General features: G+C 72.1%; 24 protein-coding genes and 2 pseudogenes. 20 read left to right on the top strand and 6 right to left on the bottom strand.

Annotated features, from left to right (window positions below; genetic code table 11):
- Nucleotides 1-242 precede the first annotated feature (242 nt).
- The 3 genes from E1281_RS10965 to E1281_RS10955 all read left to right on the top strand — a co-directional run bounded on the left by E1281_RS10965 (nucleotide 243) and on the right by E1281_RS10955 (nucleotide 3,257).
- Complete coding sequence (locus E1281_RS10965) at nucleotides 243-1,856, top strand: AMP-binding protein (RefSeq protein WP_131877182.1); 1,614 nt, start codon at nucleotides 243-245, stop codon at nucleotides 1,854-1,856.
- A 73-nt stretch (nucleotides 1,857-1,929) separates the two neighbouring features.
- The gene (locus E1281_RS10960; protein WP_131877181.1) at nucleotides 1,930-2,718 is read left to right on the top strand and encodes a TIGR03084 family metal-binding protein; all 789 of its coding nucleotides are present in this window, start codon (nucleotides 1,930-1,932) and stop codon (nucleotides 2,716-2,718) included.
- Between the two features lie 77 nt (nucleotides 2,719-2,795).
- On the top strand, nucleotides 2,796-3,257 hold the full coding sequence (locus tag E1281_RS10955) for a universal stress protein (RefSeq protein WP_131877180.1): 462 nt from the start codon (nucleotides 2,796-2,798) through the stop codon (nucleotides 3,255-3,257).
- Nucleotides 3,258-3,276: 19 nt separating this feature from the next.
- Here the strand turns inward: E1281_RS10955 and E1281_RS10950 are convergent, their stop codons facing one another.
- Nucleotides 3,277-3,789, bottom strand: a complete 513-nt coding sequence (locus tag E1281_RS10950) for an O-acetyl-ADP-ribose deacetylase (protein WP_131877179.1) — start codon at nucleotides 3,787-3,789, stop codon at nucleotides 3,277-3,279.
- A gap of 262 nt (nucleotides 3,790-4,051) precedes the next feature.
- Here E1281_RS10950 and E1281_RS10945 point away from each other — a divergent pair, with 262 nt between their 5' ends.
- The gene (locus E1281_RS10945) at nucleotides 4,052-4,924 is read left to right on the top strand and encodes an NAD(P)-dependent oxidoreductase (protein WP_131877178.1); all 873 of its coding nucleotides are present in this window, start codon (nucleotides 4,052-4,054) and stop codon (nucleotides 4,922-4,924) included.
- 25 nt (nucleotides 4,925-4,949) lie between these two features.
- Here the strand turns inward: E1281_RS10945 and E1281_RS10940 are convergent, their stop codons facing one another.
- A complete protein-coding gene (locus tag E1281_RS10940) occupies nucleotides 4,950-5,717 on the bottom strand; it encodes a class III extradiol ring-cleavage dioxygenase (RefSeq protein ID WP_131877177.1) in 768 nt (255 codons plus the stop codon).
- Between the two features lie 88 nt (nucleotides 5,718-5,805).
- On the opposite strand from E1281_RS10940, the gene E1281_RS10935 reads away from it, so the two are divergent.
- On the top strand, nucleotides 5,806-6,294 hold the full coding sequence (locus E1281_RS10935; protein ID WP_131877176.1) for a MarR family transcriptional regulator: 489 nt from the start codon (nucleotides 5,806-5,808) through the stop codon (nucleotides 6,292-6,294).
- 185 nt (nucleotides 6,295-6,479) lie between these two features.
- Nucleotides 6,480-6,878: pseudogene (locus tag E1281_RS10930) on the top strand (response regulator transcription factor); the annotation flags it as partial.
- On the opposite strand, the gene E1281_RS10925 reads toward E1281_RS10930, so the two are convergent.
- Nucleotides 6,860-7,990 (bottom strand): winged helix DNA-binding domain-containing protein, encoded by a 1,131-nt coding sequence (locus tag E1281_RS10925; protein ID WP_131877174.1) that lies wholly within the window; start codon nucleotides 7,988-7,990, stop codon nucleotides 6,860-6,862. The pseudogene E1281_RS10930 and the gene E1281_RS10925 overlap by 19 nt on opposite strands.
- A 172-nt stretch (nucleotides 7,991-8,162) precedes the next feature.
- Between E1281_RS10925 and E1281_RS10920 the strand changes: the two genes are divergently transcribed.
- Genes E1281_RS10920 through E1281_RS10910 form a run of 3 tightly spaced genes read left to right on the top strand, consistent with a single transcriptional unit; the run spans nucleotide 8,163 to nucleotide 9,792 of the window.
- Nucleotides 8,163-8,987, top strand: a complete 825-nt coding sequence (locus E1281_RS10920; protein WP_131877173.1) for a class I SAM-dependent methyltransferase — start codon at nucleotides 8,163-8,165, stop codon at nucleotides 8,985-8,987.
- Nucleotides 8,988-8,998: 11 nt separating this feature from the next.
- On the top strand, nucleotides 8,999-9,178 hold the full coding sequence (locus E1281_RS10915; protein ID WP_131877172.1) for a hypothetical protein: 180 nt from the start codon (nucleotides 8,999-9,001) through the stop codon (nucleotides 9,176-9,178).
- Entirely contained in the window at nucleotides 9,178-9,792 is a 615-nt protein-coding gene (locus E1281_RS10910) for a TetR/AcrR family transcriptional regulator (RefSeq protein ID WP_131877171.1), read from the top strand. Before E1281_RS10915 ends, E1281_RS10910 begins: the two co-directional genes overlap by 1 nt.
- Nucleotides 9,793-9,798: 6 nt before the next feature.
- On the opposite strand, the gene E1281_RS10905 is transcribed toward E1281_RS10910, so the two are convergent.
- Complete coding sequence (locus E1281_RS10905; RefSeq protein ID WP_131877170.1) at nucleotides 9,799-10,485, bottom strand: YoaK family protein; 687 nt, start codon at nucleotides 10,483-10,485, stop codon at nucleotides 9,799-9,801.
- A gap of 130 nt (nucleotides 10,486-10,615) precedes the next feature.
- Complete coding sequence (locus E1281_RS10900) at nucleotides 10,616-11,827, bottom strand: ammonium transporter (RefSeq protein WP_131877169.1); 1,212 nt, start codon at nucleotides 11,825-11,827, stop codon at nucleotides 10,616-10,618.
- A gap of 234 nt (nucleotides 11,828-12,061) precedes the next feature.
- Here E1281_RS10900 and E1281_RS10895 point away from each other — a divergent pair, with 234 nt between their 5' ends.
- The 10 genes and pseudogenes from E1281_RS10895 (at nucleotide 12,062) to E1281_RS10850 (ending at nucleotide 19,581) form a co-directional block, all read left to right on the top strand.
- Nucleotides 12,062-13,042, top strand: a complete 981-nt coding sequence (locus E1281_RS10895) for an urea transporter (RefSeq protein WP_131877168.1) — start codon at nucleotides 12,062-12,064, stop codon at nucleotides 13,040-13,042.
- A gap of 21 nt (nucleotides 13,043-13,063) precedes the next feature.
- Complete coding sequence (locus E1281_RS10890; RefSeq protein ID WP_131877167.1) at nucleotides 13,064-13,375, top strand: urease subunit gamma; 312 nt, start codon at nucleotides 13,064-13,066, stop codon at nucleotides 13,373-13,375.
- On the top strand, nucleotides 13,372-14,160 hold the full coding sequence (locus tag E1281_RS10885) for a cobalamin biosynthesis protein CbiX (protein ID WP_131877166.1): 789 nt from the start codon (nucleotides 13,372-13,374) through the stop codon (nucleotides 14,158-14,160). Before E1281_RS10890 ends, E1281_RS10885 begins: the two co-directional genes overlap by 4 nt.
- Nucleotides 14,150-14,452: pseudogene (locus E1281_RS42815) on the top strand (urease subunit beta); the annotation flags it as partial. The gene E1281_RS10885 and the pseudogene E1281_RS42815, both read left to right, overlap by 11 nt.
- 164 nt (nucleotides 14,453-14,616) lie before the next feature.
- Nucleotides 14,617-16,344 carry an urease subunit alpha gene (ureC, locus tag E1281_RS10875; protein WP_131877164.1) on the top strand — a complete coding sequence of 576 codons (1,728 nt, stop codon included), beginning with the start codon at nucleotides 14,617-14,619 and terminating at the stop codon, nucleotides 16,342-16,344.
- Nucleotides 16,345-16,357: 13 nt separating this feature from the next.
- Entirely contained in the window at nucleotides 16,358-17,068 is a 711-nt protein-coding gene (locus E1281_RS10870) for an urease accessory UreF family protein (RefSeq protein ID WP_131877163.1), read from the top strand.
- Between the two features lie 47 nt (nucleotides 17,069-17,115).
- Entirely contained in the window at nucleotides 17,116-17,748 is a 633-nt protein-coding gene (gene ureG / locus E1281_RS10865) for an urease accessory protein UreG (protein ID WP_131877162.1), read from the top strand.
- Nucleotides 17,745-18,725, top strand: coding sequence for an urease accessory protein UreD (locus tag E1281_RS10860; protein WP_207943216.1), 981 nt, complete (start codon nucleotides 17,745-17,747; stop codon nucleotides 18,723-18,725). The genes ureG and E1281_RS10860 overlap by 4 nt, the downstream gene beginning before the upstream one ends.
- The gene (locus E1281_RS10855; protein WP_131877161.1) at nucleotides 18,722-19,216 is read left to right on the top strand and encodes a CrcB family protein; all 495 of its coding nucleotides are present in this window, start codon (nucleotides 18,722-18,724) and stop codon (nucleotides 19,214-19,216) included. The genes E1281_RS10860 and E1281_RS10855 overlap by 4 nt, the downstream gene beginning before the upstream one ends.
- Nucleotides 19,213-19,581, top strand: a complete 369-nt coding sequence (locus tag E1281_RS10850; protein WP_243716828.1) for a CrcB family protein — start codon at nucleotides 19,213-19,215, stop codon at nucleotides 19,579-19,581. The genes E1281_RS10855 and E1281_RS10850 overlap by 4 nt, the downstream gene beginning before the upstream one ends.
- Here the strand turns inward: E1281_RS10850 and trpS are convergent, their stop codons facing one another.
- Nucleotides 19,582-20,592, bottom strand: coding sequence for a tryptophan--tRNA ligase (trpS, locus tag E1281_RS10845; protein ID WP_243716826.1), 1,011 nt, complete (start codon nucleotides 20,590-20,592; stop codon nucleotides 19,582-19,584).
- A 226-nt stretch (nucleotides 20,593-20,818) separates the two neighbouring features.
- Here trpS and E1281_RS10840 point away from each other — a divergent pair, with 226 nt between their 5' ends.
- Nucleotides 20,819-21,319, top strand: coding sequence for a MarR family winged helix-turn-helix transcriptional regulator (locus E1281_RS10840; protein ID WP_131877160.1), 501 nt, complete (start codon nucleotides 20,819-20,821; stop codon nucleotides 21,317-21,319).
- The last annotated feature ends 20 nt before the right edge of the window (nucleotides 21,320-21,339 follow it).

The raw sequence follows: 21,339 nt of genomic DNA, 5'->3' as shown, positions 1-21,339 counted from the left end.
CGACCGGGGCGAGCGCAGCGGGCCGGACTGGGTGGCCGCCGTCCAGCGGTCCACCCGGCGCAGGCGGTTGGGGGCGGTGGTGCCGCGGGTCACCTCCCCCCGCGGCTTCTGGGCTGGGGGCACCGGACAATTATTCTTTCCCGACCGCCATGCCCGGTCCGCCCGTCGCCCGGGGGCCCACCGAACGGGATTCGGTAAGCCATCGGTTACGGTGCTGTCGACGCCGTCCCCGAGGAGTGCCGATGCTCGACCTGGCGACCCTGCACGAGGCCATCGCCGCCGCAGTCCCCGACCGTGAATGCCTGGTCTGGCGCGACGGCCGGAGGACGTGGCGGGAGGTGTCCGAGCGGACACGGCGGCTCGCCGGCGTCCTGCACGCGAACGGCCTCGGCCTGCACGGGGACGGCGGGCGGGCGCTCGACCCGTGGGAGTCGCCTCACGACCATCTGGCCCTCTACCTGCACAACGGTCCGGAGTACCTGGAGGGCCTGGTCGGCGCGCACAAGGCCCGGGTCGCGCCGTTCAACGTCAACTACCGCTACGTCGACGACGAGCTGGCCTACCTTTTCGCGGACGCCCGCCCGGCGGCGGTCATGTACCACGCGCGGTTCGCGCCGGTGATCGGCCGTGTGGTCAAGGGGCTCGACGGTCCGCCGCTGCTCCTCCAGGTGGCGGACGAGTCCGGGCGGGATCTCCTGCCCGGCGCGCTGGACTACGAGCAGGCCCTCGCACAGGCGTCCCCCGACCCGCTGCCCGGCGTTCGTCCCGAGGCGACCGACCTGCACATCCTCTACACCGGCGGGACGACCGGCATGCCGAAGGGCGTGCTGTGGCGGATCGGCGACCTGATGCTCGGACCGCTGGGCATGCGGCACCGCGACGGCTCGCCGATCCTCGATCTGGACGAGGCGGTCGAGAAGGCCGCGCGAAGCGAGCACCGCGTGCTCGTCGGCCCGCCGCTCATGCACGGCGCGGGAACGTGGTCGTCCCTCGGCGGCTGGTGCGGGGGCGCGTGCGTGATCTTCCCCGACCGGGTGGACGGCCTGGACGCCGCCGACCTGGTGGCCACGGCCGAGCGGGAGCGCGCCACCCGGATGCCCCTGGTCGGGGACGCGTTCGCCCGCCCGGTCGTCGAGGCCCTGGAGGCCCGTGACCACGACCTCGGATCGCTCCGGTCGATCGTCAACTCGGCGGCCGCCATCAGCCCGGCCGTCAGGGAGCGGCTCCGCGAGCTGCTCCCGGACACCCGCGTCGTGAACATCGTCGGGTCGTCGGAGTCGGGCTTCCAGGTCGCCGGTGACGGCTCGTCCCCGCGGACGTTCGTGCCGATGCCCGGGACGGCCGTGCTCAGCGCCGACCGGTCCCGCCGCCTCGCCCCGGGCGAGGACGAGACGGGGTGGCTGGCCAAGGGCGGCGACACGATCCCCCTCGGCTACCTCGGCGACCCGGCGAAGACCGCCTCCACGTTCCGCACGGTGGACGGGGAGCGGCTGGTCGTGCCGGGCGACCGGGCGCGGCTGCTCGCGGACGGGACCGTCGAGGTCCACGGGCGGGAGGCCACGACGATCAACACGGGCGGGGAGAAGGTGTTCGCGGAGGAGGTGGAGAACGTCCTGCGCGGGCTGCCCGGCATCAGGGACGCGCTGGTCGTCGGCCGTCCGAGCGAGCGCTGGGGGACCGAGATCGTCGCGGTGATCAGCCCCGCGGACGCCGCCGGCGACGACGAGTTGCGCGAGCGCTGCGCCGCCCGGCTGGCCCGCTACAAGATCCCGAAGGCGTTCGTCCGCACCGACCACGGCCTGCGCCTGCCGAACGGCAAGGCCGACTACGCCGCCGCCCGCGCACTCCTCGGCTGAACGAATTTCGCCCGTTCCGATTTGTGGGGCGCCGTCCTGTACGGGCGCGGCGCTCCCGCGAGATCCTGGCGGCATGCCCGATCTGCACGGCCTGCTCGCCGACCTGACCGCCGAGGGCGACTCCGTCGACGCCCTCGTCGCACCGCTGCCCGCCGCCCGCTGGGCGGACCCGACACCGGCCGAGGGCTGGACGATCGCGCACCAGATCGCCCACCTCGCCTGGACGGACGCGCAGGCGCTCGTCGCGGCGACCGACGCGGACGCGTTCGCGAAGCTCATCGAGGCGGCCCTGGCCGATCCGGAGGGCTACGTCGAGGCCGGAGCGGCGGAGGGCGCCGCCGAGGACCCCGCCGATCTCCTCGCCCGCTGGCGCGACGGCCGCCGCCGCGTCGCCGACGCGCTGGCCGCCGTCCCCGCCGGGACGCGCCTGCCCTGGTACGGGCCGCCGATGGGCGCGGCGTCCATGGCGACCGCGCGGCTCATGGAGACGTGGGCGCACGGCGAGGACGTCGCCGACGCGCTGGGCGAGCGGCGCGAGCCCACGCACCGGCTCCGGCACGTCGCCCACATCGGTGCCCGGACCCGCGACTTCTCGTTCCGCAACCGGGGCCTGGAGCCGCCCGCCGAGCAGTTCCGCGTGGTGCTGAAGGGCCCGTCCGGCGAGGAGTGGACGTGGGGGCCCGCGGACGCCGCGCAGTCGGTCACCGGCCCCGCGCTCGACTTCTGCCTTCTGGTCGCCCAGCGCCGCCACCGCGACGACCTCGCCCTGACCGCCGTGGGCGCCGACGCCGACCGCTGGCTGGACCTCGCCCAGGCCTTCGCCGGACCGCCCGGTCCCGGCCGCTCCCCCGCGGCCGACTGACGCCGCGACCGCCCCTGCCTGGGGTGATATTGGGCACTCGGGTGTTCAGGCGGGGGCGTGGTGGAGATGTGTTCGGTATGACGATTCTCGTTGCGTATGACGGCTCCGACGACGCGCGGGCCGCGGTGGAGTACACGGCCCGGCATGTCAAGCCGGAGCCGACCGTGATCATGACGGTCTGGGAACCGCTCCTGACGCAGATCAGCTGGCTGCCGCTGGCGGCGGTGGTCTCCGTGACCGACGGCGAGGACGCGGAGTTCGAGGAGCAGAAGCAGGCCGAGCGCCTGGCGCAGCAGGGCGCCGACATCGCCCGCGACGCGGGCCTGACCGAGGTGGCGATCCGCGCCGAACGCGGCGGCGGGCCGGTCTGGGCCGCCATCGTGGACGTCGCGGACGAGCTGGACGCCTCGCTCGTCGTCACCGGGTCGCGGGGCCTGGCGGGCGCCCGCTCGATGATTCTCGGCAGCGTCTCGACGCGTGTTCTCCATCACGTCCGGCGTCCGTCGCTCATCGTGCCGCCGCCCAGGGAGGAGGGCTGAGCCGCCCGTGGCCCCGCGGCTAAGGCACACCGACGGCGCGTTCGAAGGCGGCGTAGGCGTCCGGGGTGAACAGGACGAAGCGGGCGTCGGTGACCTTCGTCGGGGTGGCGCGCACGGCGCCCACGGCGATGCGGGCGGCGTCGTCCATCGGCCAGCCGTAGACGCCCGCGGAGACGGCCGGGAACGCGATCGACTCGACGCCGAGCTCGTCGGCGACCCGCAGGGCTTCGCGGTAGCAGGAGGCGAGCTGGGCGGAGCGGTCGTCGGAGGCGGAGTAGACCGGGCCGACGGTGTGGATGACCCACGCGGCGGGCAGCCGGCCGCCGGTCGTCGCGACCGCCTGGCCCGCCGGGAGGCCGCCGCCGTAGTGCGATGCGCGCAGCCTGCGGCACTCGTCCAGGATCTCCGGCCCGCCCCTGCGGTGGATGGCGCCGTCCACTCCGCCTCCCCCCAGGAGGGAGGAGTTGGCCGCGTTCACGACCGCCCCGACCTCCTGCTCGGTGATGTCGCCCTGGACGAGAGTGATCTTCATGTCCGCCGTTCCTCCGCTGTGGCCGAACCCCATCAGAAGAGAAGAATTCTCTTCCGGGCCGGTCGCGAAACGCGTTCGGGCGCTTCCCGGCGGTACGCTCATGGCGGACGAGGCTCCAGGGGAGGGGCGACTCGTCCGACTTCGTCCGGCCGGGACGCGGGGGCACCATGCGGAACGCCGGACGTGACCATTGAAAGAGAGACTGCCTATCCTGCCGTTGAGACGACCACAAAGGCGTGAAAATCGTCGTGGAGGTACCCCCTTGAAGATTCTCCTCGCCGGAGCGACCGGAGTCGTCGGTCGCCGGCTGATCCCGCTGCTCGTCCAGGCGGGCCACGAGGTCGCAGGGACGACACGCCGACCCGAGCGCGCCGGGATGCTCCGTGACCTCGGCGCCACGCCGGTGGTCGTGGACGTTCTCGACGCCGCCGCCGTGCGCAAGGCCGTGGCGGCCGAGCGCCCGGACGCGGTCGTCCACCAGCTCACCGATCTGAGCGACGAGGACTTCGCGGCCAACTCGCATCTCCGGATCGAGGGCACCCGCAATCTCGTCGAGGCGGCGCTGACCGCGAACGTCGAGACCATGATCGCGCAGAGCATCGCGTGGCTGTATCTCCCCGGGGACGCTCCGGCCGCCGAGACCGACCCGCTCGACACGTCGCTGCCGCCGTACGAGGGCGTCGCGGCGCTCGAGAACGCCGTCACGGAGATGCCGCGCGGGGTCGTCCTGCGGTACGGCGCCCTCTACGGGCCCGGGACGTGGTACGCGCCGGACGGCGCGATCGCCGAGCGGGTGCGGGCCGGGAGCCTGCGCCTGGCGCCCGCGTGGACGTCGTTCGTGCACGCCGACGACGCCGCGTCGGCGGCGCTGGCGGCGCTCGACTGGCCCGCCGGCGCGGTCAACATCGTCGACGACGAACCGGCGACGACGGCCGACTGGCTGCCGGTCTACAGCGCGGCGCTCGGTGCGCCCACGCCGGGCAGCGCCGGGAAGCACGCCGCCACGACGGGGCGCCCGGTGTCCAACGCCAAGGCGCTGAACCTCGGCTGGAAGCCGCAGGTCGCGTCCTGGCGCACGGGCTTCTCCCAGATGGACGGCGCCGCCGCGATGAACGGCGCCGCCCGGGTGGACTGACGCACCGGCACGTCCCTCCGCGGGGTCAGCCGAACTGGAACGAGCGCTTCGCCAGCCCGTACCAGTAGCCGTCGACGACCGACCGGCGTTCCGACGGGTCGTCCGCGTCGGCGCCGAGGGACATGAACAGCGGCGCGAAGTGCTCGGTCCTGGGGTGTGCGATGCCGGCCGCCGGAGCCTTGGCACGGAAGTCGAGAAGGGCGTCGACGTCGCCGCCCTCCACGGCCTTCTCCGCCCACTCGTCGAACTCCGCCGACCACGCCTCGGGCGCGGTGTCCGACCCGAGCCTCACGTCGACCCTGCTCAGGTTGTGCGTGGTGAACCCGCTTCCGACGATGAGGACGCCCTGGTCGCGCAGCGGCGCGAGGGACCGCCCGATCTCGAAGAGCCGCGCGGGCTCCAGCGTGGGCATCGACATCTGCAGCACCGGCACGTCGGCGTCCGGATACATCTCGACGAGCGGCACGTAGGCGCCGTGGTCGAGCCCCCGCTCCTCGTCCTGGTGGACGCCGGGAACGAGCCCGCGCACCTCGTCGGCCAGTCCGGGAGCGCCGGGCGCATCGTACCGGACCTTGAAGTACCTCTCGGGGAAGCCCCAGAAGTCGTACACGAGCGGCACCCGGCGGGTCGCGCCGATGCTCAGCGGCGCCTCCTCCCAGTGCGCCGACACCATCAGGACGGCCTCGGGCTTCGGCAGTTCCGCCGACCAGCGGGCCAGTTCGTCCGTCCACACCTGGTCGTCGGCGAGGGGCGGGGCACCGTGGCTGAGGTAGAGAACGGGCATCCGGTCCATGACATCTCCCTTACTTGAGACTTCAACCTACACCGAATTAGTTGAAAGTTCAAGTCTTGAGGGTTCAATGGTCCGGTAGGCTGGAGGCATGACGGACACGCGGTGGCTCGACGCCGACGAGCAGGAGACCTGGCGCGCCTTCCTGTGGACGTCACGCCTGCTCAACGAGGTGCTCGACCGGCAGCTCCAGCGCGACTCGGGCATGCCGCACACCTACTACATGATCCTGGCGATGCTGTCGGAGTCCCCCGGGCGCTCCCTGACCATGTCGGAGCTGGCGGAGATCGTCCACTCCTCGCCGAGCCGGCTCTCGCACGCCGTCAACCGGCTGGAGGAGGCCGGCTGGGTGCGCCGGAACAAGCACGCCACCGACCGCCGCACCACGATCGCCGAGCTGACCGATGAGGGCTACGACGCGCTGGTGGAGGCCGCCCCCGGCCACGTCGCCGAGGTCAGGCGCCGCCTGTTCGACCCGCTGAGCCGCGAGCGGATGCTGGAGTTCCGCGAGACCCTTCGCGCGCTCCTCGACGCCCTCGACCCCGACCACGAGGCCCCCTGCGCCCGCGACCTCGCCTGATCACCGCCGGGGTGCGGTTAACCGAACCCTCGATCCGCGTGGTTCCACGATCGACCCGGGCGGTCTCGGGAAAGGAGCCTGGAGGCACCTGTTCGTTCGGATGACGAGGTGTTCCATGACGCTCTCCGTTCCCGGTCCCGCCGTCCGGTCACCCCGGCCCTGAAGGACCGGGCACCCTGCCCGAAAGATCGGTGGAGACGCGGTACGCGGCCGAGCTGCTCGCCTCGTCCCCGGCGGGCGTCGGCTACCTGCTGAAGGAGCGGGTGTCCGACCTGGACGACTTCGTGGACGCGCTCGCCCGCGTCGCCTCCGGCGGCACCGCCCTGGATCCGGAGGTCGTCGCGCACCTGCTCGGCGCTTCCCGTCCGGCGGGCGGGCTGGACACGCTGACGCCCCGCGAGCGGGAGGTGCTCTCCCTGATGGCGGAGGGTCGGACGAACTCGGCGATCGCCGGGCCCCTCGTGGTCACCGAGCGGGCGGTCGAGAAGCACATCGCCAACATCTTCACCAAGCTCGGCCTCGCGGCGACGGGCACCGACCACCGCCGCGTCTTGGCCGTACTGCGCTACCTGGACTCCGCCTGAGGCGAGCCGAAGTCGATCCTGTGCGACGTCGCGCCGGGGTGGACGGCGGTGAGGAGGCGCATGCCCTCCTCCTCCAGGGCGGCGCGGTCCGGCGCCGGGACCGGGGCGAACGGGTCGATGCGCAGCGCCGCCTCGCCGCGCTTCTTCTCGATCTTCCACATGCCGTGGACGAAGCCGTCCACGAGGAACGTCGCCCGGATGATCCCGTTGACGGTGAACACCCGCTTGCGGTGCTCGTCGCTGATGATCCGGACCCGGTCGGCGTGGGACAGCAGCAGGTTGTCGAAGTCGGGCACGAACCGGACGGGAGCCGGGGCACCGGGATCGGGACGGGGCGCCTCCGGCACGTCGTACAGCGTCCGGCCCTTCTCGTCCCGGAACACGAGCAGCTTGGGCAGCAGCCGCTCGACCACCTCGCCGAGGCGCGTCAGGCCCGACCACTGCTGGACGTCCTGGACGCCCGCCGGGCCGAACGCGGCGAGATACCGCAGCACCAGTTCGTCCACGGACGGGTCCGACTTCGCGAACCCGTCCAGCCAGGCTTCGAGCGTCGTGTGCCTGGCCGTTCCGGACGCGCCCCAGACACCGCGCGGCGGAACCTGCACGAGCGGCAGGGCGCAGCGGACCGCCCACCCGAGAAGCGCGGCGTCCTCGTCCGGCCACCGCTCGGCCAGCAGCGCCCGGACCTCCTTGTCGGTGCGCGGTTCGTCCTCCAGCAGCGCCCGTACGTACGCGGCGACGGCCTTGAGGTCGATGCCGTCGAGTTCCGAGGCCCTTGCCTTCAGGTGGCCGTCCAGGAGCACCTGGGTCAGCGGCCGCAGCGCGCGGGCGTCGCGGGCGCTGACGAGATGGAGGGTCCCGCGCATCAGGACGATCCGGAGCGCGCGGCGGCCGGTCATCAGCTCGCCGACCTCGTCGAACACGAAGTCCCGGAGCCTGCTCCACAGCCCGATGTACGGCGGGTTCGGCGCCTGGGACTGCATGCCGACCAGATGCTCGATCGCGTCCAGCGGCGGCATCGCGTGCCGTTCCAGCAGCATCTGCCGTGCGAGCAGCGCCCGGTTGAGCGCCCGGCGCCCCAGCACGGGGACGTCCGCTCGGTCAGTCGTCATGGCGTTCCCCGTAGCTCCTGCCAGGTGGGAGGAGGTCCCGGCAGCTCCTCCTTGCCGGACGAGCGCATCCCGTCAGCGGCGAAGCTCCACAGTAGGGGAAGCTTGACGGCCGCGGCCTCGTCCGTTCATTATGAACATACGTTCATGAACATGCGTTCACAACGGAGGAGCCATGGAAGACGACAACACGGGCATCGTCAACACGGGGCAGTACGAGGCGTGGAACGGGTACGAGGGGCGGCACTGGGCCGATCACTACGACCGGTACGACGCCGGGAACGGGCCGTTCAACGCGTTCCTGCTGGACGGCGCGGCGATCGGGCCGCGCGACCGCGTTCTCGACATCGGCTGCGGAAGCGGGCAGGTCACCCGGCTCGCCGCCGGGCAGGCCCGGCTCGGGTGCGCGACGGGCGTGGACCTGTCCGCGCCGATGCTCGCCCGCGCCCGGTCCCTCGCCGAGGAGGAGGGCGTCGCGAACGTGGCGTTCGAGCAGGGCGACGCGCAGGTCCACCCCTTCCCCGAGGGCGCGTTCGACGTCGCGGTCAGCCGGTTCGGGATCATGTTCTTCGCCGATCCGGTCGCCGCGTTCGGCAACATCCGGCGGGCCCTGCGCGAGGACGGCCGCCTGGCCTTCCTGGCGATGGCGCCGCTCAGCGAGAACGACCTCGGGACGGTCCTCTCCGCCCTTCCGCCGCTGGAGGAGTCCCCGATCGGACATGACGGCCCGCTCTCGTTGTCGGATCCCGACCGCGTCCACGAGGTTCTGGGGGGCGCCGGGTTCCGTGACGTGGCCTGCAGGCGGGTGACGGCCGAGCAGATCGAGGGACGGGACGCACGCGACGCGGGCGAGTTCTTCGCCGGCTGGGGGCCGATCCGCTACAACTACGGCGAGAGCGAGGAACTGGTCGACATCATCACCGAGGCGATGCGGCCGTTCGAGCGGGACGGCGCCGTACGGCTGCGGGGCACGGCCTGGCTGGTCACGGCGCGGGCCTGAGGCGGGTCGTGGTGCCCGGCGGCTACGGCGCCGCGCTCCCGCCCCGCCTCAGGCGGTTCCGCGACCTGGTCGTCCGGCGGCCGGCGGGGACGGCCTCCGGCGGCCGGCACCTCCAGGACGCCGTCGGCCCGGACCTCCTCACCGAACTCGCCGCGCGGGACATCGCGCCGTCTCATTACGATGCGCGGTGATGTCACCTCGAAAAGCGGCCGCGCTGGGCGCCGGCGAGACCCTGCGCGAGCACCTGATCGCCACGGCCGAGCGGATGATCTCCGAGCGGGGGGCGGCGGGCCTGACCGTCCGGGCGATCGCGCGGGAGGCCGGTGTCGCCGACGGCGTCCTCTACAACCATTTCGCCGACAAGGAGGAGTTGCTCGCCCACGCCCTGCGTGCGCGGGTCGAGGCCGTCGCGCGCACGCTGCCTCCGCTGCCCGAGCCCGGCGCCGCGACGGTCGAGGCGAACCTGCGCGTCTACGTCGAGCACGGGCTCATCCTGCACAACGGGATCCTGCCGGCGCTGGCCGGGCTGCTCGCGCACCCCGAGGTCCTCGCCCGGTTCGCGGCGCTGAGCGGCGGGGGTGAGGACTGGCGCGGGCGGCTCGCCGCCTACCTGCGGGCCGAGCGCGACCTCGGCCGCCTCGCCCCGGACGCCCGGGTGGACGCGGCGGCCTCCATGATCGTCGGCGCCTGCCACGAGCCGGTCCTGTCGGTCCTGCTCCAGGGCCGCGGCACCCCCCACCGGGTCTCCGCGGACGCCGTGGACGACCTGGTGACCGCCGTCCTCGACGGCCTCGCCCGGCGCTAGGGCGCATCAGCCCCAACTCTCGGCGCCCTCCCGCCGCGAGGTGACGTAGCCGCCGGCCGCGACCGCCGCCAGCACCGCCGCGCCGGTCCACAACGCGGCCTCCACCGCGAGATGCCCGACCAGCAGCGCACCGGCCATCGCCCCCAGCATCAGCGCCGTGACCGACAGGGCCCGCTGCGCGATCTGCCCCTTCGGCTGGGAACGTTCGGCGACGAGGGAGGCCATCGCGGTCGTGACCACGACCGTCCTGAGGCCGGGCACGGCGAGGCGCAAGGCGATCGCGACCTGCCAGCCCATCGCGGCGGCCAGGAGCGGGATCAGAGCCCAGCGCTCGAACGCCGGGCTGTGCCCGGCCACCGTCACCAGCAGGGCCGCGGCTCCGAGGCCGCACGCCTGGACGGCCGCCCCCACCGACAGCAGAAGACCCCGGTGCATGACCCGCTTCAACGCCGTCCGGCCGCCGAGAGCCGCCCCGACACAGAAGAAGACACCGGAAATGGTCGTCGCCACCAATACGCCCGACGTCTCACCGCTTCCGCCGAGTCGCAGCCCGAGGAAGATGACGTTCCCGGTCATGTTCGCGACGAAGACATTGCCGAACGCGAGGTAGGTGACCGCGTCCACCAGCCCGGTGATGGCCGTGAGAATGATGAGGAACACCGGCAGCGGGCCGTGGTCGCGTTTTTCGGGCACCTGTGTTCTCTCTCGACGCCATACCGTTCACCGCGCGCACGGATCAACGGCCGTACCGATCGTCGTTTACCCGGCCGCCTTTTACCACGAACCCAGCCCGGAACAATCGGGGGGCAAAGGCGGGCCGGTGTCAGTCCTCGGCGAACGCGGCGTCCATCCCCCGGGCCTGTTCCTCCTCGGTCGTCCGCATCCGGAAGAGGCGGTCGATGATCGTGCCGATGACGAAGGTGATGACGAAGGCGTAGAGGCCGACCGCGATCACCGCGACGACCTGTTTGCCCAGCGCCGAGGGGGAGCCGCCGTAGAACAGGCCCGCCGAGCCGCGTTCCCAGCCGGTGGCGAGGAAGCCGAGCGACACCACCCCGACGATCCCGCCGGCGCCGTGGATGCCGACGACGTCCAGGGTGTCGTCGTATCCGGCGACGAGCTTCAGCTCCACCGCGTACGTGCACACGAGGGCGGCCACGACGCCGATGAGAAAGGCGCCTTCGACGCCGACGAAGGCGCATGACGGGGTGATGGCGACCAGTCCGGCGAGCGCGCCGCTCGTCGAGCCGAGCCTGGTCAGATGCCGGAAACGGAGCCATTCCACCGCCCGCCAGGTCAGCATCCCCGCACAGCCGGCGATCATCGTGCTGACGAACGCCCGGGTGGCGAGCCCGCCGTCGCTCAGGGCCGAGCCGGCGTTGAAGCCGAACCATCCGAACCACAGCAGGCCGAGCCCCAGCAGCACGAACGGGATGTTGCCCGGACGGGGCCCCTCCCCGCGGCGAAAGGCGACGCCCGGTCCCAGCACGAGCGCCATGGCGAGCCCGGAGACGCCGGAGTTCAGCTCGACGACCAGGCCGCCGGCGAAGTCCATCACGCCCCACTTGCTGAGCCAGCCGGAATCGGCGAACACCCAGTGCGCGATCGGGAGGTAGACCAGCGTCACCCACACGACGACGAAGAGCACCCACGGCCCGAACCTGGCGCGGCCCGCGATCGAGCCGCTGATGAGCGCGACGGTGATGATCGCGAACGTCAACTGGAAGCAGGCGTAGATCTGTTCCGGGATCTGCCCCTGCAGCGCGTCCGGGCCGACGTTGCCGAGACGCCAGTCGCCCCAGCCGATGATCCCGGCGCCCCCCACGTCGTCGCCGAACGCTATTCCGTAGCCGTAGAGGAACCACAGGATCGTGACGAGGCTGATCGAGATAAAACTCATGTACAGCATCGACAGCATGTTCTTCGAACGGACCATGCCGCCGTAGAAAAAGGCGAGCCCCGGGGTCATCAGCAGCACCATGGCGGTACTCACCATGAGCCACGCGGAATCCCCCGTATTGAACCCCGTCGACATATCGAACCAATCAGTCGGTCCCTCTCCCCCCGGAGCCCCCGGCGAGAACGCTTTCGCCCTAATGCTTCGCATCCTGACTGGGAGGCAAACTCGGCATTCCATGCTTTTGTCAACAATTTGCGATGACCGATTTTTCATGGCATGAGAACGCGGGAAGTGTGCTGGTGGCCGCCCGGCCACAGGGAGTGCCGGGCGCCGCCCGCACCTGCGGGTTTCCCAGCGATGGAGGCACCGATGGCGTCACCCGCGCTGTCCTCGGACACGCCCGCCGAGGAGCGTGAGCCGGCGTCGCCCCAGCCGAAGGAAGCTCTCCTGACGATCCCGCGGGGCGTGGCCCAGGTCGAGTTCCAGGCCAGTGTCTGGACCGGGCTGATCTTCATCATCGCCCTGTTCGTCGGCGGCTGGGAGTTCGGCGTCTTCGCCCTGCTGGGCGTCGTGACCGCCACCGTGACGGCGTATCTGCTCGGGGTCGCCTGGGACCGCGTCTGGATGGGCCTCGAAGGCTTCAACGGGACGCTCATCGGCGTCGCCCTGGTCCTGTACCTGGGAACGGACTGGTCGACGGTGGCGCTGGTCATCGGTGGGGCCGTCGCCGGCAGCGTGCTCACCGCGGCGCTGAACGCCGTCCTGACCCCGTACAACCTGCCCACGTTCACCGCGCCGTTCTGCGTCGTCGCGCTGGTGCTGGCCATCGGCGCGCCGTCGTACGCGCGCGTGTGGGCCGGCCACTCCAGCACCGCGCCGCCGTCGGCGAGCGATCCCGGCACCGCGATGACGTGGCACGACTTCTGGCACGGCTTCTTCAACGGAATCGGTCAGGTGTTCTTCCAGGACGAGTGGTACGTCGGCCTGATCTTCCTGATCGGACTGGCGGTGGCGAGCCGGCTGGTCGCGGTGGTGGCGGCCGTGTCGAGCCTCATCGGCCTGCTGACCGGCTGGTGGCTCGGGGCGCAGGCGGCGGACATCGGCGCGGGCCTGTACGGCTACAACGCGGTCCTCACCGGTATCGCGCTGACGGGGACGTTCGTCGTGCTCAGCCGGGCCGGCGCCATCTACGCGGCGATCGGGGCGGCGACCGCCGCCGGCCTGACCGCCGGTCTCACCGAGGCTTTCGACGTGGTCGGCGGCCACACCCTGACCTGGCCTTTCGTGCTGGTCACCTGGGTGTTCCTGGCCGCCGTCCCGATCTACTCCAGGATTCGGCGGGCCCCGTGAAGGGCCCGGAAAGGGGCACGGATGAACCTGTCACCACGCGAGATCGACAAACTGCAGATCTTCACCGTGGCGCAGATGGCCGAGAAGCGCAGGCAGCGCGGCCTGAAGCTCAACCACGGCGAGACCGTGGCGCTGATCAGCTCCGCCATCGTCGAGGCCGCCCGGGACGGCAAGTCCGTCTCCGACTGCATGGAACTGGGCAAGCAGGTCGTCGGGCCGGACGACGTGATGCCGGGCGTGCGCGGCATGCTGAAGCTGATCCAGGTCGAGGCCGCGTTCGACGACGGCACCAAACTGGTGTCCTGCCACGACCCCGTCGGCGGCGGCGCGTGACGAGAACCCTCGGGCGAACCGCACTGCCGGTCGGGGGGCACGAGAGCATCCCCGCCGGGACGGCCGCGTCCACCATGGCCGGGGCGGGTGAGATCCGCGGTCCCGGGCGGGGGCTGCGCACCGTCCTGGCGGACCATCCGCGCGCGGTCGTGGTACCGATGACGCTGGGCCGCGATCCCGGCCTGGCACCGGCGGCCGCGCAGACCCTCGCCTGGGCGGCGCGCGGGAGGCCGCCCGGCCACCTGCTGCTCGCCGAACCACTCGGCACGGTGACGCATCTCGTGGGCTGGCTCCGCGCGGCGATCATGCGGGGCCTGCGGGGCGGGGACCGCACGGCCGCCTCGCTGCTGGTCGCTCCGGCCGCCGGACCCGACGCCGACGCCGACGCCGAGCTGTTCAAGGTCGCGCGGCTCGTCTGGCACCATCTGCCGGTCCACCTGGTGGAGGCCGCTCTGGACGGCGGTGAGCCCGCCGTCGCCGAGGGCGTGGAGCGCTGCCGCCGCCTGGGGGCCCGCGAGGTCATGCTGGTCCCCGCCTCGTTCGTCCCGCCTCCGCCGTGTCCCGGGACGGTCGCCGCCGGACCGCTGCTCAGGCCGGCGGCCATCGCGGCCCTGGTCCGCGAACGCGCCGCGGAGGCGGAGCGCCGCTGGGAGCGGGACGGCGACGACGGTCTCGGCGCGGCCGCGCACCACGGCCATTCCCACGGCCACTCACACCACCATCACCACGCTATTTCCGACGACAACGAGACAACCCTGGAGGGGGCGGCCGCTCATGGCGGATGACGTCTACATGTTCGGCGAAGGAAAGATCGAGCTCAACGCGGGCCAGCGCAGGGAGACGCTGACCGTGCAGAACACCGGGGACCGGGCCGTCCAGATCGGCTCGCACTTCCACTTCTTCGAGGTCAACCGGGCACTGAGCTTCGACCGCGAGAAGACGTTCGGTATGCGGCTCGACATCCCGGCGGGTACCGCCGTCCGGTTCGAGGCCGGCGACACCAGGGAGATCCAGCTCGTCGAGTACGGCGGCGGCATGCGCATCGTCGGGTTCGGCGGGCTGCTCAACGGCAGCGTGCGCTCCGGCGCGGCGCGGGAGGCCGCGGTCACCCGGATGCACGAGTGGGGCTACCTGGACACCGAGATGGCGGGCGGTGACGGTTCCGGCAACGGGCACCGGGCCTCCGCCCGGCGCTCCGGTCGCCCGAAGGCGGGCGCGGGCCGATCGAGGAAGGGCTGACGATGGCGACCACGATCACACGCGAGAAGTACGCGAGCATGTATGGCCCCACCGTGGGCGACCGGTTCCACCTGGGCGACACCAACCTGATCGTGGAGGTGGAGAAGGACTACAACGAGGGCCACTACGGCGACGAGACCCAGTACGGGGGCGGCAAGACCGCCCGCGACGGCATGTCCGCCGACCCGGCCTCGCTCAGCGCGACGACGACGCTGGACACGGTCATCACCAACGCCGTGATCATCGATCCGCTGCTCGGCGTCGTCAAGGGCGACATCGGGATCAAGGACGGGCGGATCGCCGGCGTCGGCAAGTCCGGCAACCCGCACACGCAGAACGGCGTCGACCGGCGGCTGATCGTCGGGGTGGGCACCGAGGTGATCTCCGGGGAGAACCTCATCGCCACCGCCGGCGCGATCGACACCCACGTCCACTTCCTCGCGCCGCAGCAGGCGCAGCACGCCCTCAGCAACGGCATCACGACCCTGCTCGGCGGCGGCACCGGGCCCGCCGACGGGAGCCGCGGGACGACCTGCACCCCGGGACCCTGGAACATCTCCCGCATCTTGCAGGCGTACGAGGACATCCCGATCAACATCGCCGTCTACGGCAAGGGCAACGGCAGCCTTCCCGGCCCCCTGGACGAGCAGCTGCGCGCCGGCGCCTGCGGGCTGAAGGTGCACGAGGACTGGGGCACGACGCCCATGGTCATCGACACCGCCCTCCGCGTCGCCGACGACCACGACGTGCAGATCTCCATCCACACCGACACCCTGAACGAGGCCGGGTTCGTGGAGGACACGATCAACGCGATCGACGGCCGCGCGATCCACACCTACCACTCAGAGGGGGCGGGCGGCGGGCACGCGCCCGACATCCTGCAGATCACCTCGGAGCCCAACGTGCTGCCGGCGTCGACCAACCCGACGCTGCCCTACACGATGAACTCGGTGGACGAGCTGCTGGACATGACGATGGTCTGCCACCACCTCAGCTACGACGTCCCGGAGGATCTGGCGTTCGCCGAGAGCCGCGTCCGCGCGGAGACCATCGCGGCGGAGACGGTGCTCCACGACCTCGGCGTCATCAGCATCATCGGCTCGGACTCGCAGGCGATGGGACGGGTCGGCGAATCGGTCACCCGCGCCTTCCAGGTCGCCCACCACTGCAAGGACAAGCGCGGCACCCTGGACGGGGACTCCTCGCGCAACGACAACAAGCGCGTGCTGCGCTTCCTGTCCAAGGTCACCATCAACCCGGCCCGTACCAGCGGGATGGCCAACGAGATCGGGACGCTGGAGGACGGCAAGCTCGCCGACATCGTGCTGTGGCCGATCCACTCCTTCGGGGCGAAGCCGTCCATGGTCGTCAAGGGCGGGCTGATCAGCTGGGCGCAGATGGGCGACCCGAACGCCTCGCTGCCCACCCCGCAGCCGGTCTACCTGCGGCCGACCTACGGTGGGTACGGCAGGGCGCTCCGGTCGACCTGCGTGACGTTCATGTCGGACGCGGCGATCTCCGAGGGCGTCCCGGAGAAGCTCGGGCTGGAGCGGATCGTCAAGCCGGTCCGGCAGTGCCGCACCGTCGACAAGCGGCACATGATGTACAACTCGACGCTGGCCGAGGTCAGGGTGGACCCGGAGACCTACAAGGTCACGGTCGACGGGGAGCCCGTGTCCATCGAGCCGGCGCGCGAGCTGCCGCTGAACCGGCTCCACTTCATCGCATGACGGGCCGGTTCGCGTGACGGGCCCGCCGCCGGGGACCGGTGAGCTGGAGGCACTGCTGGCACAGCTCCAGCTCACCGATTCCGGCTTTCCCAGCGGTCTGTACACCCTGTCGCACGGGCTGGAAGGCCATGTCCAGCTCGGGATGGCCGATGCGGAGGGCCTGCGTGCGCTGCTGTCGGACCTGGTCCGGGCCGCGGGCACCGGGGACGCGGCGGCGCTGGCGCTCGCGCACCGCGCGGTGACCGCCGACGACTGGGACCTGCTGGTGGAGACCGATCGCAGACTCCATGCGGGCAAGCTCAGCCGGGAGCAGCGGACGGCCGCGGTGCGCACCGGCAAGCAGGTCCTGGAAACGGCCGGGCCCGCGTTCGGCTCGGCCCCGGCGGCCCGGCTCGCCGGTCTCGTCGCGGACGGCGTGACGCCCGGAACGCACGCGGTCGTCGTGGGGACGGTCCACGCGGGTCTCGGGGTGCCCGTCCGGGACGCGGTGGCGAGCGACCTGTACGCCTTCGCGGCGAGCTGCGCCGCGGCGGGCGTGCGGCTCGGCCGGATCGACTTCCGGCGGGCGCAGGCGCTGCTGCGCGAGGTCCGGCCGGACCTCGTCCGGGCGGCCGCCGCGGCGCTGGACGCCCGGGATCCGCGGGACCTGCACGCCACGACACCGGCCGCGGACGCGGTCGCGGCCCTGCACGAGCGGGCCGAGACCCGGTTGTTCGTCACCTGACCCGGCCGACCCCCGCCCAACGCCAGAGCAACGATACGGAGAACGTCATGGAGCTGGAACAGGTATACAAGATCGGCATCGGCGGGCCGGTGGGGTCGGGCAAGACCGCCCTGATCGAGGCGCTGGTCCCCGTCCTGGTGGACCGGGGGCACCGGCCCGGCGTGATCACCAACGACATCTACACGCAGGAGGACGCCGAGCACGTCCGGCGCACGCTGGCGGGCACGCTCGACCCCGAGCGCGTCGTCGGCGTCGAGACCGGGGCGTGCCCGCACACGGCCGTCCGGGACGATCCCACGATGAACCTCGCGGCGGCGTCGGAGATGCTCGACGGCTTCCCCGACATCGACGTGCTGCTGTTCGAGAGCGGCGGCGACAACCTGACGCTCACGTTCAGCCCGGCCCTCGCCGACGTGTACGTGTTCGTCCTGGACACCGCCGAGGGCGAGAAGATGCCGCGCAAGCGCGGGCCGGGCACCACCGACTCCGACCTGCTGGTCATCAACAAGATCGACATCGCGAAGTACGTGCGCACCGACCTGTCGGTGATGGAGGGCGACGCGCGGAAGGTGCGCGGGACGCGCCCGGTGGTGCTGACCGACTGCCTGACCGGGATCGGGGTCCCCGACGTCGCCGACTTCGTCCTGGAGCGCCGGGAAGCGTTGTGCTCACCGGCGTGACGGTCCGGCCGGGTGAGGCGGGCGGCCCGGGGGCGGCGGGCGGCGGTCCGGCGCGGACGGCGCCGGAACGCTGCGCCCCGGCGTGGCTGCCCGCCTCGGTGGCACGGCACGCCGCGGCGCCGGACACGCTCCCGGTCGGGTCGCCGGGGAAGGTCGGCGTGCTCGAGCTGGGCTTCTCCGTCGTCGGCGGCCGGACGGAGATGACCGGCCACTTCCAGAAGGCGCCGCTGCACACCACCCGCCCGCTGTACGCGGACCCCGCCCGGCCGGACATGCCGCAGGTGATGTTCATGTCGTCCGGAGCCGGCGTCCTCCAGGGCGACCGGTACCGCATCGGCCTGGAGTGCGGCCCGGGGACGTCCGTGCACTTCACCACCCAGACCGCCACGCGGCTCTACCGGATGGAACACGACTACGCCACCCAGATCGTCGAGCTCACGGCCGCACCGGGCAGCCATGTCGAGTACCTGCCCGCGACCACGATCCCGTTCGGTGAGTCGCGGTTCTACCAGCGCATGAGCGTCACCGCCGATCCCGCGGCGACCGTCGTCCTCGGCGAGAAGCTGATGGCCGGCCGGCTGGCCCGCGATGAGCGGCACGCCTACACCGCGTACTGCACCGACCTGGAGGTCCATGACCCGGACGGCCGCCTCCTGTTCGCGGACCCGCTTCGGCTCGTCCCCGCCGAGCACGGGGCGACCGGGCCCGCGGTGATGGGCGGCTTCGGGCTCATGGGGTCCCTGTACGTCATCACCCGGGCGAAACCGGCGCGGGAGGTCGCGGACGTCATGCACGAGGCGCTCGCCGGGACGGGGCTGCGCGGCGGAGCGAGCGTCCTGCCCGGCGACTGCGGGGCATGGGCCCGGATGTTCGGCGACCTGTCCCCGGAGGTGGACGCGGCGTTCCTGCGGACCTGGGACGCCGTCCGCCGCCTGCTGCCCGGCGCGACCGCCACGGACCGGGGGGCCACGCCATGAGGGAACCGCTGGCCGGGCGCCTGCACGACCGCGAACGGGCCGAGGCCCGCGTGCTCCACCCGCACAAGGGGCGGCCGCCCGCGCCGGGGGTGAAGCCGCGGGTCATCGCGGAGATCGCCGTGGGAGGTGCGCTCGGCGCGCTCGCCCGGTACGGGCTCGGCCAGGCGATCCCGACGAGCACCCTGGGCTTCCCCTGGGGCACCTTCACGATCAACATGCTCGGCTGCCTCGCCATGGGAGTCCTGACCAGCTACCTGCTCCGCGGCCGTCCCCATCCGTGGCTGCGTCCGCTGGCGGTGACCGGATACGTGGGCGGGTTCACCACGTTCTCGCATCTCATCGACGACATCTTCACCCTCGGCGACGGCGGCAAGGTGGGCCTGGGCATCGGCTACGCGGTCGCGAGCGTGGTGCTCGGCTGGGTGGCGATAGCCATCGGCCTGGTGCTCGGGCGGAGGATTCCGCACCACGACCCCGGAGGAACGGCGTGACCCTGATCGTGGTGATCCTGGTCCTGGCGGGCGGCGCCGTGGGGGCCGCGCTCCGCTACGTCGTGGACGGCTACGTCAAGGCGGCCGCGGGGAAGTCGCTGCCGTGGGGCACGCTCGCCGTCAACCTCCTCGGCGCGGGAGCCCTGGGCGCCGTGGGCGGGGCGGGCAGCGGCACCTATGTCGCAGCGCTGATGGGCACCGGCCTGTGCGGTGCCCTGACCACGTTCAGCACCTTCGAACTCGACACCGTCCACCTGATCCAGGACCGTTCCTACACCAAGGCCGCCATCAACGCCGTCGGCAGCCTGCTGCTGGGCTTCGCGGCGTTCCTCGTCCTCTACCTCCTGTTCAAGGAGCTCACCTGACTAGGACGCCATCGCGGTCCTGACCTCGTCCAGGGTGCGGTCCGCGATGGCGTTGGCGCGTTCGTCGCCCTCGGCGAGAACGCGGCGCAGGTACGTCCGGTCGGCGGTGAGTTCGGCGCGGCGGGCGCGGATCGGGCGCAGGAACTCGTTGACGGAGTCGGTCACGACCTTCTTGAGCGCCGCGGCGCCGCCGTCGCCGATCTCGGCGGCGACGTCGTGCGGGTCGCGGTCCTGGCAGAGCGCGGCGAGCAATACCAGGCTGGAGACCTCGGGACGGGTGTCGGGCGCGTAGGCGATGTGCCGGTCGCCGTCGGTCACCGCGCGCCTGATGAGGCGGGCGGTCTCGTCCGGTCCGACGGACAGGGCGATGGCGTTGCCGCGGCTCTTGCTCATCTTCCGGCCGTCCGTCCCGAGGAGGCTCGGCGCGGCCGACAGCAGCGCGTCCGGGACGGGGAAGACGGGCCCGTAGCGCTCGTTGAAGCGTCGCGCGATCGTCCGGGTGATCTCCTGGTGCGGGAGCTGGTCCCTGCCGACCGGGACGAGGTTGGCCTTGCAGAACAGGATGTCGGCGGCCTGGTGGACGGGATAGGTGAACATCAGCCCGCTGACCGACGCCTGGCGGGACGCCCCGATCTCGTCCTTCACCGTGGGGTTGCGCTGGAGTTCGGCGACCGACACCAGCGACAGGAACGGCAGCATGAGCTGGTTGAGCGCGGGGACGGCGCTGTGCCGGAAGATCGTCGCGCCGGACGGGTCGACGCCGGCGGCGAGGTAGTCGGCCACCAGCCCCTCGACGTGCTCGGACAGGCGGTCGGCGACGTCGCGGTCGGTGAGGACCTGGTAGTCGGCGACCAGCACGAACAGCTCGACGCCCGCGCGCTGGAGCCGGACGCGGTTGGCGAGCGTGCCGAAATGGTGGCCGAGATGGAGCGGGCCGGTCGGACGGTCGCCGGTCAGGATCCGGAAGGCGCCGGGCTCGGCGGCGACGCGCTCTTCCAGGGTGTTCTCCACGGGTCTCTCCTCGGTTCGGTGCGGCGCCGTCCTGCCGGAACGGGCCGCGTCATCGAGGAAAGAGAAGGGCCGTCCGGCGGACGGCCCCATGGCGTGCGTGAGTGTCGGCCGTCCTAGGACGGCCACCAGCTCGGGCACGCGGTGCGGTTCACCTCTCCAGGATAGCCCAGGAAATGTGGCTGTTCCTAGATAATCTATAACGAACCCATTTGGGTAGGCTGGAGGCATGACCTCCATGGCCCCGCGCATGTCCCCCGCACGCACCAGCCCGGACCTGTCATTCCTGCTCGACCACACCAGCCACGTCCTGAGGACCCAGATGGCGGCGGCGCTCGCCGGGATCGGGCTGACAGCGCGCATGCACTGCGTGCTGGTGCACGCACTGGAGGAGGAGCGCACGCAGGTCCAGCTCGCCGAGATCGGCGACATGGACAAGACCACGATGGTCGTGACGGTGGACGCCCTGGAGAAGGCCGGGCTCGCCGAGCGCCGCCCGTCGTCCACGGACCGGCGGGCCCGGATCATCGCGGTCACCGAGGAGGGGGCGCGGGTCGCCGCGCGCAGCCAGGAGATCGTCGACGGCGTCCACGAGGCGGCCCTCGGCACCCTTCCGGCGGACGAGCGCGAGGTGTTCCTGCGCGCCATGAACACCCTGGTCACCGGGCATCTGGCCACCCCGTCCGAGAGCCCGCAGCCGGTCCGGCGCGCACGCGAGCGGGCAAAATAGATCCGTTAAGGATCGTCTCC

The organism is Actinomadura sp. KC345 (genome assembly GCF_004348515.1).
Taxonomy (GTDB): Bacteria; Actinomycetota; Actinomycetes; order Streptosporangiales; family Streptosporangiaceae; genus Spirillospora.
The sequence above is the reverse complement of the archived record's forward strand: the minus strand, read 5'-3'. Positions and strand labels throughout refer to the sequence as shown.